Below are 15,625 nucleotides of genomic sequence, written 5' to 3' on the forward strand. Positions count from 1 at the left end.
ACTGCGGTGGTGATCTGCGGTGATCGCTGTAGCTGACGCCACCGTGCCACAGGTGCAGCACATATGTCCAGAACAGATTCTCAGCGGACGCCGAACGGTGGTTCGGCTATGGAAGAGTGGTGCCGTGGAGTACACAGCCGGAGCGCCTGGTCAGCCGCCCACCCCGGAGGCCGCGGGAGCCGCCAGAACCCGCTTCACCCCCGAGGTCATGCACGCCGCGGCGACGCTCTACTACCTCAAGGAGGCGACCCAGGCACAGGTCGCCCAGCAGCTCGGCATCAGCCGCGCGACCGTAAGCCGCGTGCTCTCCGAGGCGCGCCGCACCGGCATCGTCCGCATCGAGGTGGTCGATCCGGCGACCCAGCGCGCCTCCGGGATCGAGGAGGAGCTGCGCGACGCGCTCGGCCTCAACCGGGTGCTCGCGGCGACCGGGTTCCACCCGTCGCTCGTCGGCGCGGCGCTCGCCGCACGCCTCGGCGAGGCCCTGACCGAGACCGGGCTGAAGGCCGGCGACGTCCTGCTGGTCTCGTCCGGCCGCACGGTGTGGGAGGTCAGCCAGGAGGCCCTGCCGTCCTTCCCGGGCGTGGTGGTGACACCCACCGTCGGCGGGCAGGACGAGCCCGAGGCCTGGTACCAGACCAACGAGATCACCCGGATGTTCGCCGAACAGCTCGACGGCCGGCCGGTCTTCCTCTACGCCCCCGCGCAACCGGGCGCGGAGCTGCACGGCCTGCTGGTGCAGGACCCCGGCACCCGGCGGGTGCTCGACCTGTGGAACCGCGCGAAGGTCGCGGTGCTCGGCGTCGGCGCGCCCCCGCTCACACGGCAGTCCCTGCCCGGCTACGTGCCACGGGAGGCGCCCTGGCTCGGGACGGCCGCCGGCGACATCTGCACCCGGTTCTTCGACGAGGACGGGCGTCCGCTGCCCTATCCCGAGGTGGAGTACCTCATCGCCACGACGTTCGAGACGCTCAACGCCATCCCGCACACCATCGCGGTGGCCGTGGGAGCGACGAAGGTGCCCAGCATCATCGCCGGCGCCCGGGCCGGCTGGTTCAACACCCTCGTCACCGACGAGGAGACCGCGGCCCAGGTGCTCGACTCGCTCGCCGCGGGCAGGCGCTCCTAGCGGGTCCGACGAAGGATCGTGCTATCCGGGAGCCGAGGAGCTCACCGGTCACCCGGGACGGCCGGGGTCAGCACGGCGTCGACGATCTGCGGGGTGCGTTCGAGCTGCTGCTCGAGATCGCGCAGCCGGACCGCGACGTGGGTCTCGGACTCGTCGCCCGGCAGGTCGATGCTGGCCACCAGCACGATCTGCCGCGGTCCCACGAACTCCAGTCGCAGGCGGCCCACGCGGTGCACGCCGGGCAGCGCCTCGACCCGCTCGCGGACCGCCTGATGGATCCGTTCGTCGGCCACCTCACCGGTCAGGAACCGCCGGTTGCGGTCGAAGAGCACGACGGCCACGACGCACAGCAGCACGCCCACCAGGATCGAGCCGATCGCGTCGTACCTGCCGTCGCCCGTGAGCTGGTGCAACGCCATCCCGCTGGCGGCGATGACCAGACCGACGAGGGCCGCGGCGTCCTCGGCGAGCACCGCGCGCAGGGTCGGGTCGGAGGTGGCCAGCGCATGGTCGAGGAAGTCCCGCCCGAGCGCCCGCGCCTCGGCACGGGTACGGCGGTACGCCTGCACGAACGACACGCCTTCGAGGCAGAAGGCCACGGCCAGCACGAGGTAGCCGATCCCGTACGAGCCGCCCTCGCCCGCAGCGTCGAACTCGTGGATGCCGTGATAGACCGACACCGCGCCACCGGCGACGAACAGGCCCAGCGCGGCCAGCATCGACCAGACATAGGTCTCCCGGCCGTACCCGAGCGGGCGCCGCGCATCGGCCGGGCGGCTCGCCTTGCGCTCGGCGACCAGGAGGAACACCTCGTTGCCCGTATCGGCCCAGGAGTGTGCGGCCTCCGCCACCATCGACGCCGAACCGGTGAGGACCGCCGCGACCGTCTTGGCCACCGCCACCGCGAAGTTGGCGCTGAACGCGATCAGCACCGTCAGGCCAGAGCCACCGCGATCCCGCGCCATGTGTCCCCTCCCTCGTGACGCGCTCGACGCTACCGTCGGAGGGGTCGGGGCGCGCGGTCCACCGCACCCCCGCAGCACCGGACGACCAAAGATCGTGCCATCGCCGCCGAGATCCGTCCTGCCCGCGCACCGCGGGCTGTCCGATGCTGGGACGAGCGACACCCGCGCCGCGGCTCCGTGAGCGCACCCGCGACACCCCTCGATGGAAGGCACCCGGATGAACACGACCGTGCGGATCCTGGACGAGCGCACGCCCGAGGAACGTGACCGTGAGTTCCTGCCGGGAATGGGCAGGTTCTGGCTGCTTCCGTGGTACGACCTGCACTCGCGCCTCGCCGGTGTGCGCGCCCTGCACGACCGTGTGGCGGCGCTCGCGGGCATCGCGCCCGGCGATGCGGTGCTCGACGTCGGTTGTGGCACCGGCAACCTGTCGCTCGCCGTGCTCCGCGCGCAGCCGGCCGCGGTGGTGACCGGCCTCGACCCCGACGGCAGTGCGCTGCGCACCGCCGCCCGCAAGGCGTCCCGCCGCCGCGTGCCGCTCACGCTGGTCCAGGGCTTCGCCGACCGGTTCCCGGCCGACGACGGGTCGCTCGACCACGTCGTCTCGGCCCTCGCGCTGCACCACGTGCCCGAGCAGGACCGGACGCGCTTCGCCCACGAGGCACTCCGTGCGCTCCGTCCGGGTGGGCGGGTGACGATCGTGGACTTCGGCGGCGCGTCCGGACACGGACGACCTGGTCATGGGCCGCAGGGTCATGGGTCGCAGGGTCATGGGTCGCGGGGCCATGCGGCACGTGGGCACGGCGGCACGGGGCATGACCACTCCGCCGGCGCCGGCAGCCCGCACGCCGCCCCGTCCCCGGACGGCGACCTGGTGCGCCTCCTCAGGGAGGCCGGGTTCACCGACGCCCGGGAGGTGGAGCGCGTGGAGCATCGCTTCGGGCCGCTCGCCTTCGTCCAGGCCACCCGCGGCTGACCGGTCGCCGGTCACCCGTCGGGCCTGTCGGTCACCCGGGTGACCGGCAGGCCCGACGGTCGCCGCAGGACTACCGGCGACGCACCTTCGGTTCCGGCAGCGCGGGGGGCGCCGCAGCGGGACGTTCCGCGAGCCGGCGGAACGCCTCGGCCATACCGGCCTCGAGCTGCGGGTCGACGTCGGAGAAGTAGTCCGCCGGCGTGTGCCGTACCTCGATGTCGGGGTCGACTCCGTGGTTCTCCACGTCGAAGCCCTTGCCGTCGAGCCAGAATGCGTACCGCGGCTGCGTGATCCCCGTGCCGTCCACGAGATCGAAGCGGCCGTCGATGCCGACCACGCCGCCCCAGGTCCGCACACCGACCACGGGTCCGACGTCGAGCGCCTGTGCCGCCGCGTTGACGATGTCGCCGTCGGAGCCGGCGTACTCGTTGGTGACCAGCACCACCGGACCGCGCGGGGCACGCTCCGGATAGGCGGTGGGCCGGTCGTAGTGCCGGTTCAGTCCCCAGCCGGCGACGCGTGCGGCGAGGCGCGCGATCACCAGCTGCGACGTGTGCCCGCCGCCGTTGAACCGCACGTCCACGACGATGCCCTCGCAGTCGGTGGCGAGCCGCAGGTCGCGGTGCAGCTGCGCCCACCCGGTGCTCATCATGTCCGGTACGTGCACGTAGCCGAGCCGGCCGCCCGACCGCTCGCCGACGTACTCGCGGCGGGAACGCACCCAGTCCTGGTAACGCAGGTCGGACTCGTTGGCGAGCGGCACCACGACGACGCGACGGTCGGTGCCGCCCGCCCCGCCGTCGCCGGTCGGGCTGCCGCCGTCCTCGGTGCTCGCCGCCGTGCCGGAGGGACGCCGCAGCGTGAGCTCGACCGGTATCTCGGCGGCGCCGACGAGGCCTGCCGCCGGCCCGGCGACCGGGTCCACCGGCCGCCCGTCCACCGCGACGATCAGGTCGCCGGGCCGCGCGTCGACACCGGCCGCGCGCAGCGGCGACCGCGCCCCCGGGTCGGACGACTCGCTCGGCAGCACCCGCTCGATCCGCCAGCCGTCGGCGGTCCGGGTGAGGTCGGCACCGAGCAGACCGAGCCGACGCGACGGGTCGCCCGGCGCGTCCGGTCCGCGCACGTACGCGTGCGAGGTGTTGAGCTCGGCCACCGTCTCCCAGAGCACGTCCTCCAGGTCGTCGTGGGTGGCGACCCGGTCGACCAGCGGACGCCACCGCGCCACGACGCCGTCCCAGTCGACCCCGTTCATGTCCGCGCGCCAGTAGTGGTCGCGCATGATGCGCGCGTTCTCGTCGAACATCTGGCGCCACTGGGCGCGCGGGTCCACCTCGTAGCGGATGCGGGACAGGTCGATGTCGAACGCGCTGGGATCGTCGTCGCCCGGCTTGCTCGTCGCCGACTGCGTGCTGAGGCCGAACCGCGACCGGATCACCACCCGCTCGCGATCACCCGACACCGCGTAGGTGGTCACCTTCTCCGCGACGTCCGTGGCCTTGCGCGCCTCGAAGGACCAGAACTGCAGCACGTTGGGTACCGGGTCGGACTCCGTACCGGCGTGCCGGGTGCCGAGCACGCCCGCGTCGTCGGTCTCGTGCACCCAGAGCACGCCACCCTTGGCGGCGAGCAGGCGCCGGTACCGGCCGGACGTGACGGGGAACGGGACCACGCGCTCCTCGGCGCCGTCGAAGTCGATGTCGGGCGAGGCATCGTCGCTGGTGTGCGGCTTGGCCTCCGGCGCAGCGTCGGCCGTGCCCTCGGGCTGGTCGCCCCCCGTGCCGCCGTCCTTGGGGGCCGGCTTGTCGTCCGGCTTGCCCAGGCGCCATCCGTCGGCGCTCGGGCCGAACGGCGCCGGCTCGGTCGCCGCCAGCGGGATGAGCCACGGCCGGGTGGCGGCGCTGAACGACAGCGCGAACTCGTGGGAGTCGTACGAGGGGTCGAACGTGCGGTCCGACAGGAACACCAGGTACTTGCCGTCGTCGCTGAACGCCGGCGAGGAGTCGTGGAACCGGCCGGACGTCAGCGGGGTCGCCGCCGGGGTCTCGGCGTGCAGGTCGGCCACGAGGATCTGGTGGTGGCCGCCGTCGCTGCCCGTGGGGCTCGACCAGGCCAGGTACCGCCCGTCCGGGGAGAACGTGGGCGACTCCGCCTCGCCGTTCCCGGACCGGCCGAGCGGGGTGACGGTGCCTGGTGCCGCGGCATCGTCGGCGCCGTCGGCCGGCACGTCGACGAGGCTGATCCGGCCGTCGTGCGAGATGGCCGCCACCTTGTCGCCCGCGGGGTTCGCGGCGAGGTGCAGCACCCGGCCGAGCTCGCCGCCCGCCAGGCGCCGCGGCTCGGCGGCCGAGGCACCGGGGTCGTCGGGACCGCTGGGCAGCACGTGGATCTCGAGCGCGTCCTCCCGGCTCTCGCCCTCCGCCGTGCCGCGGGGTGCGTCGGTCACGACGAGGGCGCGTCCGGTGTCGCCGAGCAGCACGGGCTCCCGGACGCGGACCGCCGGGTCGGCGACGAGCGCGCGGGCCGGACCCGCGCGGTGGGTCACCCAGTACGCGGTGCCGAGCCAGCCGACGACGCTCGCGTCGCCGGTCCGGTCGACGGCCAGACCGTCGATGCCGCCCGGGGTCGAGCCCGGGTCGGCCGAGTACGGCTGCGGCAGCGCGCCCGTGAGCGTGATCTCGAGGCGGCGCGGGGTGCCGTCCAGGCCGTCGAGCAGCCAGAGGTCACCACGGCTGTGCCACACGACCCGCGAGCCGTCGGAGGTCGCGTCACGGACGTAGCCCTCGGTCTCGGACTGGCTGGTGAGCTGTCGGGGTGCGGGTGTCTCGGCGTCGGTCGCGAGGTCGTCGAGCACCCACAGGTTCGCCTGCTCGTCGGCGTGGTCCGGGAAGGTGGCCCCGCGGTCCGACGTGAACACCAGCGCGTCGCCGATCCAGAGCGGGTCGTAGATGCCGGCCTCGTCGTCGGGCAGCGGGCGCTGCCAGTCGCCCGTACCCCGGTCGATCCACAGCACCGAGGCCGTGCCGCCGCGGTACCGCTTCCAGTAGGCGGGGGTGCGATAGCCCGCGGAGACCAGAGCCGTCGTCCGCGTACCGTCGGCCCCCTCGTGCTCGGCCACACCCCAGGAGGGCCCGTAGCGCGGGGTCTCGACGGCGCCGTCGAGGCTCACCGTGCGCACGACGGTCAGCGACCGCTCGGGCGTGCCGGCGTTGGACGAGACCAGCACCCGGTCGGCGTCCGCCCAGCCGAGCACCATGGTGGTGGTGCCGCCGAACCAGGTGAGGCGCCGCGTGGCGCCGTCGGCCAGCTCGACCACGTAGGCCTCGGGATGGCCGTCCTTGTGCGACACGTAGGCGAGACGCGTGCCGTCGGGGGAGAAGCGCGGGGTGGTGGCCGGAGCGTGATCGTTGGTCAGTCGCCACGCGCGGCCGCCGGATATCGGGGCGAGCCAGACGTCGTCGTCGGCCACGAACGCGACCTGGTCGCCGTGGATGTGGGGGAACCGGAGATAGGGCTGGGTCACCGGTTCAACGTACTCGCGCGGTCCGCACCCGTCATCGGAAAACGCTGTGCGCAGCGGGTGACGGGGACCGTCGTAGAGTCACTGCACGATGAGCACACGCATCGAACCGGTCAGCGCGGCACTCCTCGTCGAACGGGTCGCCGGGTTCGTCCTTGCTCGTGCGGAGCCGTGGGCCCGGACGCCGGCCGGGCAGCCGCAGGACGACGTGCCGGTCCGGCTGCTCGTCGACGGACATCCGTCCACGGACCCCGGGCGGCTCGCCGATGCGCTCGTCGTACCGTTCGAAGCTGCCGGCAGGCCCGCGGCACGCGTGCGCGTCGGCGACTTCCTGCGCCCGCGGTCGCTCCGGCTCGAGCACGGGCGCGAGGACTCGGACAGCCTGCTGGACGACTGGATCGACGTCGGTGCGTTGAACCGCGAGGTGCTGACGCGTGTCGTCGACCGCCGGGAGTACCTGCCGAGCCTGCGCGATCCCGATACCGACCGCGCCACACGGGCCGGCTACCGAGACGCCGCCCCCGGCACCGTCGTGGTGCTCGACGGTGCGCTGACCATCGGGCGAGGTCTGGCCGTCGACATCGCCGTCCACCTCGCACTCAAGCCGGCGACGCTCCGGCGCCGTACGCCGCCCGGCGAGGCCTGGGCCCTGCCCGCGTACGAACGCTACGCCCGGGAGATCGAGGGCGTACCGGACCTGGTGGTCCGGGTCGACCACCCGGACCACCCGGCCCTCCAGCACGGCTGACGTGGTGCTCGGCCCGGGCAGGCTCAGGGCCCGGGCAGGCTCAGTGCACGGCAGGCTCAGTGCACCAGGCAGAAGGGGTGGCCCGCCGGGTCGGCGAACACCCGGAAGTCGTCGCCCTCCCCGGGCAGGCGGGTCGCGCCCAGGGCGAGGACCGCTGCCTCGCCGGCGTCGAGGTCGGGTACCTCGATGTCGAGGTGGAGCTGCTGCGGGTACGCGGGATCCGGCCAGCGCGGCGGGTTGTACCCCTCCACGGTCTGGAAGAGCAGCGGCCGGGGTCCGCCGAGCATGGCGACGCCGTCGGCGTCGTAGGTCACGGGTTCGCCCATCATGTCCGACCAGAACCGGGCAAGTGCCGAGGCGTCGGCGCAGTCGAAGGTGGCACCCATGACGCTGACACCGTCCGACTTCTCGTCGAGGCACACGTCGAAGGGATGTCCTGCAGGGTCGGCGAGCGTGATCCACTGCTCGTTCTCACGCAGCACCGTGGCGCCGAGCTCCACCGCGCGGGTGCCGGCCGCAGCCAGGTCGGGGACGTAGAGGTCGAGGTGTGCCTGCTGCGGGTGCTCCTGCCCGGGCCACTGCGGCGGCACGAGGTCGGGTGCGAGCTGGAACGCGATGCCCCAGCGGTCGGGGGTCACGACGGTGATCCAGTCGTCGGTGGCCTTGGTGACGGCGCCGTCCGTGAGTGCCGTCCAGAAGTTCGACTCGGCGGTGAGGTCGGGAACGTCGAGGACCACGGCGTGCACCGTGCCCACCCCGTCGGAGGTGGACGGTGCCGGCGCGGAGGATGGTTCGGTCATGGCTCAGCCCTTCAGAAGGTGGTGGCACGGACACAGCACGTAGCACCACCTTGCACCGAGCCGCCGACACTCCCCACCGGGCCGTCGACCACCGAGTTGTGCACAGCAGTTATCCACAGCCCTGTGAATATGTGTCCCTGTAACCATGTGTCCAACGAGCTTCCGGCTAGCGCGCCTCGCGTCGGCCGTCCGCGTCGTCCGTGTCGTCCGCGGTGGTGCCGGACGGCCACGCGTGCCGGCTCCGGTACGGCGGCCAACCGGACCGGTCGCCGGACGGCACGGTCGCATCCGTGGTCGTCTCTGCGGCGTCGATCTCCGCGAGCAGCGTCCGCACCCGCGCGGTGATGTCGTCCACGATCCGCTCGACCTCCTCGGCCGGGCGGCCCGCCGGGTCGTCGAGCGGCCAGTCGAGGTAGCGGCGGCCCGGGTAGACGGGACACGAGTCACCGCAGCCCATCGTCACGATCACGCCCGACGCGCGCACGATGTCGTCCGTGAGCTCGCGTGGGAACTCGATGAGCCCGTCGAGGCCCCGACGGGCCAGCACGGCCTCGGTCATCGTGTCGGGCTCGGCGACGGGCCTGGTCCCTGCGGTACGGACCCGGACGCGGTCGCCGGCGAGGCGGCGGGTGACCGCAGCGGCGATCTGGGACCGGCCGGTGTTGTGGACGCAGACGAACAGCACGTCGCGCGGGGAGCCGTACGTCACCTCCGTCATCGCGGCGAGGCGGTCGGTCGCGAGCCAGGCGGTCAGTGCGGGCAGGTGCGCGAACGACCGGATCTGCTCGCTCAGCGACGAGTAGCACTCGCGCACCAGGCGCTCCACCGTGGCGGTGCCCGCGTTCGTCGCGAACCGGTCGGAGAGGGTCTCGGTCAGCCGGGCGAGCAGCGCCTCGTGGTCGTGCACGTCGAGCGCCGGCTCGCGCGGGCCGCGGGGAGCTGCGAGGGCTGCCGCCCCGAAGCGGGCGATACCCCGCGACGACACCCGGTACAGCGGGGCGGCCGGAAGCCCGTCCGCGGCGAGCGGTGCTTCGGGAAGCCGCGCGTCGGCCGCGACCGGACCGACGGAGGCGACCAGGCCCACGGCCACCAGCGCCTCGAGATCCTGTTCGACGTCCCGGGTGCTCGACGTCGGGTGCGGCACCAGGTCCGCGGCGGTCGAGCCGCCTCCCGGATGCGTGAGCATGCGGGCCAGCAGACGCAACCGTGCGGGGTTCGCCATGGTCAGTTTCTGCGCGGAGCGCAGCTCGTCCGGTGTCATGGGGGTTCTCCTTGGCGGACGGCGGTGTGGCCGAGTGCCAGGAGCGAGGCTACCGCGCCGCCTCGCTGAGCAGCGCACCGAGCCGGTCGAGCGAGCCGGGGATCACGGAGTAGTAGGCCCACTTGCCGCGCTGCTCCCGGGCGAGCAGACCGGCGTCGACCAGGATCTTCAGGTGGTGGCTCACCGTGGGCTGGCTCAGGCCGACGGGCTCCGTGAGGTCGCAGACGCAGGCCTCACCGCCGTCGTGCGCCGCGACGATCGAGAGCAGCCGGACCCGGGTGGGGTCGCCGAGCGCCTTGAAGGAGCGGGCGAGGCCGGCGGCGGCCACCGGGTCGGTCGCCTCCCGCACGAGGGGAGCGCAGCAGGTGCCGGACCTCGGAGAAGCCGGTGCGAGCTCGAGCGCGATCGTCGTCATGCGCCCATCTTGCCACGCATCGAAGTTTCTGGATATGTTCGCTCACACACAACGTATCGAGGAACTTCGATCTGATCCTGGTCGGCGGTGTCGACGGCGGCACCGATGGCGGCGAGGATGAGCGAAGGTGACAGAGAGATGGGACGGGAACATGACGACAGCGCACAACCTTCCGGTCGTGGTGATCGGCGCGGGGCCCGTGGGCCTCGCCGCAGCGGCGCACCTCGCCGAGCGCGGGCTCGAACCCGTGGTCGTCGAGGCCGGTGACGGAGCAGGCGCGGCGGTCGCGCGCTGGGGGCACGTGCGCCTCTTCTCGCCGTGGCGGTACGACGTCGACGCCGCCGCCCGTCGCCTCCTCACGACCGGCGGGGGAGCGGGGGCCGCCTGGGCCGAGCCCGCCCCGGACGCGCTGCCCACGGGCACCGAGCTCGTCGAGCAGTACCTCGCGCCGCTGGCCGAGGCGCTCGTGAGCAGGGCGGGAGCACAGGTCCGCTACGGCACCCGGGTGCTCGCCGTCACCAAGGACGGCGCCGACCGCTCCCGCTCGCTGGGGCGCGAACGCCTGCCGTACCTCGTGCGGCTGGCCACCGGTCCGGCGGACGGCGGCGACGGCACCGGCACCGTCGAGGAGATCCGCGCGCAAGCGGTCATCGACGCGTCCGGAACGTTCGAGCAGCCCAACCCGCTGGGGGCCTCGGGACTGCCCACCCTCGGCGAGCCCGAGTCGGCGCGGTTCCTCGCGGGTGCCCTGCCCGACGTGCTCGGCCGTGACCGCGCACGGTTCGCCGGGCGGCACACCCTGGTGGTCGGCATGGGGCACTCGGCGGCGAACACGCTGCTGAGCCTGGTCGAGCTGGCAGAGCAGGAGGCTGCACGGGGTGCCGAGGGCACGCGGATCACGTGGGCCATCCGTGGTGGCTCGCCGCGGCGGCTGTACGGCGGCGGGACCGGCGACGACCTGCCGGCGCGCGGCCTGCTCGGCACCCGCTTGCGCGACGCGGTGGAGGCCGGCCGGATCGAGCTGCTCACCCGCGTGGCGATCGACCGGCTGGAGCCGGCGGCCGACCCGGCGGGCGACACGGTGCGGGTCCTGGGGTCGGCCCGTCGTGACGGTGCGGACGGTGCGCTCGACCTGACGGTGCACCACATCGCGGCCGCTACCGGGTTCCGCCCCGACCTGGACATGCTGCGGGAGGTCCGCCTCGAGCTCGACCCCGTGGTGGAGGCGCCGCGCCGGATCGCGTCGCTCATCGACCCGAACTTCCACTCGTGCGGCACGGTGCCCGCGCACGGCGAGGCCGAGCTGACGCACCCCGACGCGGGGTTCTACCTGGTGGGCATGAAGTCGTACGGCCGGGCCCCGACGTTCCTCCTGGCCACCGGCTACGAGCAGGTCCGTTCGATCGCCGCGGCGCTGGCGGGCGACCGCGTGGCGGCCGACGCGGTCGAGCTGAACCTCCCGGAGACCGGCGTCTGCTCGTCCGACCTCGCGATGGCCGCCGACGCGGACGGCGTGATCTCGCCGGACGAGCTGGCGGCGGCCGGCGCGAGCTCGTGCTGCTCGGTCCCCGCCGGACCGCAGCAGGTCTCGATCGGCGCCACGCCGGTCCCGTCGCTGGGGTTCAGCACCGGAGCCGCCCACGGCCGCTCGGCCGACTAGCTGTAGTCGGTCCCGCCGAGCGTCGACTGCAGAGTTGGTTGCGGTTTATGGGCCTCCAACCGCAACCAACTCTGCAGTCGACGGGCGGGTGCTACCTGCCGGGTGGGTAGAGGGCCAGCGGTAGGACCATGCCGATTGCTCCGCCGATCAGCTGGGCCAGCAGGAACGGCAGCACCGAGTCCGGGGCGATCCCGGCGAAGCTGTCGCTGAACACACGGCCGAGGGTGACCGCGGGGTTGGCGAACGACGTCGAGCTCGTGAACCAGTACGCGGCACCGATGTAGGCGCCCACCGCCGGGGCGATCAGCGTGTCGCGCCCGGCGCGCAGCAGCCCGAAGATCACCAGGACGAGGCCCGCCGTGGCGACCACCTCGGCCAGGAACGCCGCGCCGGACGCCCGGTCGGTGGTCGCGATCGCCGTCGGCTCGCCGAACATCGCGTTGGCCAGCACGGCACCGCCGATCCCGCCCGTCACCTGCGCCGGGAGGTACGCGGCCACGTCCCGGAGGCGCGGCCCGGCGGGGTCCCGCCGTCCGAGGGTCCAGTCCACGAGCGTGACCACGGGGTTGAAGTGCGCCCCGCTCAGCGGACCGAGCACGGCGATGAGCACGCCCAGCCCGAGCGCCGTGGCGAGCGAGTTCTCCAGCAGCTGCAGCCCCACGTCGTCGGGCGACAGGTTCGCGGCGGCGATCCCGCTCCCGACCACCACGGCCACCAGCAGGCCGGTCCCCAGGAACTCGCCGAACGCCCGGCGCCAGAGCGCCGCCCGCTCGGTCACCGCGGCACCCGCCGCCGGGGCCACGGGGGCCACGGCAGGGTCGCCCGGCGCACCCACTCGTGCGTCCGCGGGAGCGCTCATGCGGCGGGCGTGACGCCGAGCTCGACGAGCAGGCCCCGTACGCGCCGCTCGATCTCGTCACGGATGGGCCGGATCGCGTCGATGCCCTGGCCCGCCGGGTCGTCGAGCTCCCAGTCCTGGTAGTTCTTGCCCGGGTAGTAGGGGCAGGCGTCGCCGCAGCCCATGGTGATGACGGCGTCCGAGGCCTCGACCGCCTCCGGCGCGAGCATCTTGGGCTTCTCGTCGCGGATGTCGATGCCCACCTCGAGCATGGCCTCCACCGCGACGGGATTGATCTGCTCGGCGGGCATGGACCCCGCGGAGCGCACATCGACCGCCCCGTCGGACAGTGCGCGGAGAAAACCGGCTGCCATCTGGGAGCGGCCCGCGTTGTGCACGCAGACGAAGAGGGCGGACGGCTTGGTCGGGGCCGGGGTCTCGGACACGAGGTCTCCAGGGTGTTCGGGGGGTCTGGTCGAGGACGACGCCGCGGCGCGCGCCTGATAGTTCTGGTTGCCGCCGGACAGGTTCGCGACGTCCGTGAACCCGAGGTTGCGCAGCACGTTCTGGCCGGCGTTCCCGGTGACCCCCTTGTTGCAGTAGGTCACCGTGGGCAGCGCCGGGTCGAGCTCGCCCGCCCGCTGCCGCAGCTCCGCCAGCGGGATGTGGACCGAGTCGGGCACGGCGGACTTCGCGCGGTCCTTCGCCGAACGCAGGTCGACCACCTGGACCCGCTCGCCCTCTGCCCGACGCCGGTCCAGCTCGGCCGGGCCGACCAGCGGTGCCTGACCGTGGATCGCGTTGGTCAGCACCATGCCGGTGTAGTGGACCGGGTCCTTGGTCGTGGCATACGTGGGGGAGTAGGCGAGGTCGAGGTGGAACAGGTCGGCGACGTCCGCACCGAAGGTGATCGCGGTGGCCAGCACGTCGATGCGCTTGTCCGCCCCCGACGCCCCGATCGCCTGTGCGCCCAGGAGCCGCCCGGTGGCCCGGTCGGCGACCGCCTTGAGGACCAGGGGCGTGCCGCCCAGGTACTCGGGCCGGTCGGGCTTGATGTTGTGCAGCACCTCGACGTCGTAGCCGGCGGACCGCGCCTGCGTCTCGGTGAATCCCGTCTGGGCGACACCGAGGTCGAAGACCCGGACGATCGAGGTGCCCAGGATCCCGCGGTGCTCCAGCGGCCCGCCGGTCATCGCGTCGCCCGCGATGCGTCCCGTCTTGTTCGCGGTCGAGCCGAGCGGCACCCACACCGGCTCGCCGGTGATCACGTGGAACGACTCGGCGACGTCCCCGACCGCCCACACGTGCGCCACGTCGGTGCGCTGCCGACGGTCGACCGCGACGGCGCCGGTCGCGCCGATCCGTACGCCGGCCTGTTCGGCCAGCTCGGTGTTCGGGCGGACCCCGACGGAGACGATCACCAGCTCCGCCTCGATGTGCTCGGCCGCGTGCGTCCCGCCCTCCACCGCGACACCGGTCACGCCGCCGTCGTCGGACGTGATGCCGACCACGCTCGTGGACAGCAGCAGGTCGCCGCCGCGCTCGCGGACCTTGTCGCGGACCTCGGCGTCCACCCGGGCGGACATGTCCGGGTCCATGCGGGGCATGGCGTGCTCGAGCGACTCGACGACCGTGACCGTCAGGCCGCGGGCCACGAGCTGCTCGGTCATCTCGAGCCCGATGTACCCGGCACCGACGACCACGGCGTGCCGCACGGTCCGGCCCCTGGACCCGCTGTCCTCGATCCAGGCGCGGATGGCGCGGGCGTCGGTCGGGGTGCGCACGGAGAACACCCCGGTCGACTCGACGCCCGGGATCGGGGGGACGACGGCGCGGACGCCGGTCGCGAGGACCAGCTCGTCGTAGGGGTCGACGAAGGTGCGGCCGGTGGCCAGGTCGCGCACGGTCACGGTGCGGGCGCCGGCGTCGACCGCGACGACCTCGTGCCCGGTGCGCACGTCCACGTCGTACCTGGCCTTGAACCAGGCCGGGTCGCGCGGGGTGAGGTCGTCGATGTCGGCCACCTCACCGCCCACGAAGTAGGGCAGGCCGCAGCCGGAGTAGGAGATGTCGTGGTCCCGCTCGTACAGGGTGATCCGCGCGGTCTCGGTGTTGCGGCGGGCCTTCGCGGCCGCCGACGTGCCGGCGGCCACCGAGCCGACGACGACGATCTTCAGCGGGGCGCTCGCCGAGGGCTGGGCGTTCATCGGGTTCCTTCGGTCGTCAGGTCGTCCTCGTCCGGCACGAGCGAGGCGAGCAGCTCGCGCACCCGCCGGTCCAGCTCGTCACGGATGGCGGCGACCCCGGCGGGAGAGGCGAGCGCGGGGTCCCCGACGATCCAGTCCTCGTAGCGCTTGTCGGGCAGCACGGGGCAGGCGTCGCCGCAGCCCATGGTCACGACGACGTCGGCGGCGCGCACGGCGTCGTCCGTCAGGGGCTTGGGGTAGAACCGTGTGATGTCGTCGACGACGTCGGCCGCGGCGGTGTCGCCGAGCTCGTCGAGGATGCTGCGCACGGCCGCGTGCACGTCGCTCGCGGGCGCGGAGCCGGCCGACCGGACCACCACCCGCTCGCCGGCGTAGTGCTGCAGGAGGGCCGCGGCCAGCTGCGACCGTCCGGCGTTGGCGACGCACACGAAGAGCACCTGCGGCGTGTGCCCGTCGTCCGCCGCCCGCGCTCGCTCCGCGTCGATGATGCGCTGCCGGGCGAAGTGCTCGGTGAGCGGGACGAGGTGCGCGGCGTTCCCGCCGCGGCGGGCGAGCGCCGCGTAGGACTCCCGGACCACGCGGTAGCACTCGCGTTCGGGCGTACCGGTGAAGCGCTCGGCGAGGGAGGCGGCCACGCGGTCGAGGGCAGGGTCCACGTTGCCGAGTCCGGCGATGCTGCCGGGCTCCGCGTCCGCGGATCCTGCCGCCGGGGCGCCACCGCCCCGGGCGCCGTGCACGTCGATGGCCGCGGGGGCGAACCGGTCCAGCAGCGTGGTGACGGCACCGCGGTAGGCGGGCGCCACGCGGTACCAGACCCAGGTGCCGCGCCGGTCGGACGTGAGGAGGCCGACGTCGCGGAGCACCTTGAGGTGGTGCGACACGGTGGGCTGCGAGACGGCCGTCAGGGTCGCGAGCTCGCCCGCCGTGGTCTCGCCGCTGGGCGAGGTGGCGATCGCCGACAGCATGCGGAGCCGCAGCGGGTCGGCGATCGCCTTCAGCGTCGCGGCGAGGTCGGCGGCGGCGTCGGCCCCGATCGCGTGCGCCTCGGCGGACGTGGCCCGTGCGGCGTCCGGATCCTGTATCGACATGACTCTATGTTTACATCT

General features: G+C 73.6%; 12 protein-coding genes and 1 pseudogene. 4 read left to right on the forward strand and 9 right to left on the reverse strand.

Annotation, left to right across the window (positions count from 1 at the left end; all coding sequences use genetic code 11):
- Positions 1-124 precede the first annotated feature (124 nt).
- Positions 125-1,129, forward strand: a complete 1,005-nt coding sequence (locus ACFSL2_RS18305; protein WP_377199210.1) for a sugar-binding transcriptional regulator — start codon at positions 125-127, stop codon at positions 1,127-1,129.
- Positions 1,130-1,170: 41 nt separating this feature from the next.
- Here ACFSL2_RS18305 and ACFSL2_RS18310 read toward each other — a convergent pair whose 3' ends face one another.
- The gene (locus ACFSL2_RS18310) at positions 1,171-2,094 is read right to left on the reverse strand and encodes a cation diffusion facilitator family transporter (RefSeq protein ID WP_377199211.1); all 924 of its coding nucleotides are present in this window, start codon (positions 2,092-2,094) and stop codon (positions 1,171-1,173) included.
- A gap of 217 nt (positions 2,095-2,311) precedes the next feature.
- Between ACFSL2_RS18310 and ACFSL2_RS18315 the strand changes: the two genes are divergently transcribed.
- Positions 2,312-3,070, forward strand: a complete 759-nt coding sequence (locus ACFSL2_RS18315; protein ID WP_377199212.1) for a class I SAM-dependent methyltransferase — start codon at positions 2,312-2,314, stop codon at positions 3,068-3,070.
- Positions 3,071-3,140: 70 nt separating this feature from the next.
- On the opposite strand, the gene ACFSL2_RS18320 is transcribed toward ACFSL2_RS18315, so the two are convergent.
- A complete protein-coding gene (locus ACFSL2_RS18320; protein ID WP_377199213.1) occupies positions 3,141-6,593 on the reverse strand; it encodes a S41 family peptidase in 3,453 nt (1,150 codons plus the stop codon).
- A gap of 88 nt (positions 6,594-6,681) precedes the next feature.
- Here ACFSL2_RS18320 and ACFSL2_RS18325 point away from each other — a divergent pair, with 88 nt between their 5' ends.
- Complete coding sequence (locus tag ACFSL2_RS18325; protein ID WP_377199214.1) at positions 6,682-7,338, forward strand: nucleoside/nucleotide kinase family protein; 657 nt, start codon at positions 6,682-6,684, stop codon at positions 7,336-7,338.
- A 56-nt stretch (positions 7,339-7,394) separates the two neighbouring features.
- On the opposite strand, the gene ACFSL2_RS18330 is transcribed toward ACFSL2_RS18325, so the two are convergent.
- From ACFSL2_RS18330 to ACFSL2_RS18340, 3 genes are all read right to left on the reverse strand, one after another.
- On the reverse strand, positions 7,395-8,138 hold the full coding sequence (locus ACFSL2_RS18330) for a VOC family protein (RefSeq protein WP_377199215.1): 744 nt from the start codon (positions 8,136-8,138) through the stop codon (positions 7,395-7,397).
- A gap of 166 nt (positions 8,139-8,304) precedes the next feature.
- Positions 8,305-9,399, reverse strand: a complete 1,095-nt coding sequence (locus ACFSL2_RS18335; RefSeq protein WP_377199216.1) for an arsenate-mycothiol transferase ArsC — start codon at positions 9,397-9,399, stop codon at positions 8,305-8,307.
- 49 nt (positions 9,400-9,448) lie between these two features.
- Positions 9,449-9,814: an ArsR/SmtB family transcription factor gene (locus ACFSL2_RS18340; RefSeq protein ID WP_377199217.1), complete on the reverse strand. Its 366-nt coding sequence runs from the start codon at positions 9,812-9,814 to the stop codon at positions 9,449-9,451.
- A 151-nt stretch (positions 9,815-9,965) separates the two neighbouring features.
- Between ACFSL2_RS18340 and ACFSL2_RS18345 the strand changes: the two genes are divergently transcribed.
- Positions 9,966-11,474: an FAD-dependent oxidoreductase gene (locus ACFSL2_RS18345; protein ID WP_377199218.1), complete on the forward strand. Its 1,509-nt coding sequence runs from the start codon at positions 9,966-9,968 to the stop codon at positions 11,472-11,474.
- A gap of 91 nt (positions 11,475-11,565) precedes the next feature.
- Here the strand turns inward: ACFSL2_RS18345 and ACFSL2_RS18350 are convergent, their stop codons facing one another.
- From ACFSL2_RS18350 to ACFSL2_RS18365, 4 genes and pseudogenes are all read right to left on the reverse strand, one after another.
- Entirely contained in the window at positions 11,566-12,333 is a 768-nt protein-coding gene (locus ACFSL2_RS18350) for an aquaporin (RefSeq protein ID WP_377199219.1), read from the reverse strand.
- Positions 12,330-12,758, reverse strand: a complete 429-nt coding sequence (locus ACFSL2_RS18355) for an arsenate reductase ArsC (RefSeq protein ID WP_377200851.1) — start codon at positions 12,756-12,758, stop codon at positions 12,330-12,332. The genes ACFSL2_RS18350 and ACFSL2_RS18355 overlap by 4 nt, the downstream gene beginning before the upstream one ends.
- Positions 12,759-12,821: 63 nt before the next feature.
- A pseudogene (locus tag ACFSL2_RS18360) lies at positions 12,822-14,519 on the reverse strand (FAD-dependent oxidoreductase); the annotation flags it as partial.
- Positions 14,516-15,607, reverse strand: a complete 1,092-nt coding sequence (locus tag ACFSL2_RS18365; protein WP_377199220.1) for a metalloregulator ArsR/SmtB family transcription factor — start codon at positions 15,605-15,607, stop codon at positions 14,516-14,518. The pseudogene ACFSL2_RS18360 and the gene ACFSL2_RS18365, both read right to left, overlap by 4 nt.
- Positions 15,608-15,625 lie beyond the last annotated feature (18 nt).

The sequence above is a fragment of the Promicromonospora aerolata genome, from assembly GCF_042682255.1.
Taxonomy (GTDB): domain Bacteria; phylum Actinomycetota; class Actinomycetes; order Actinomycetales; family Cellulomonadaceae; genus Promicromonospora; species Promicromonospora aerolata.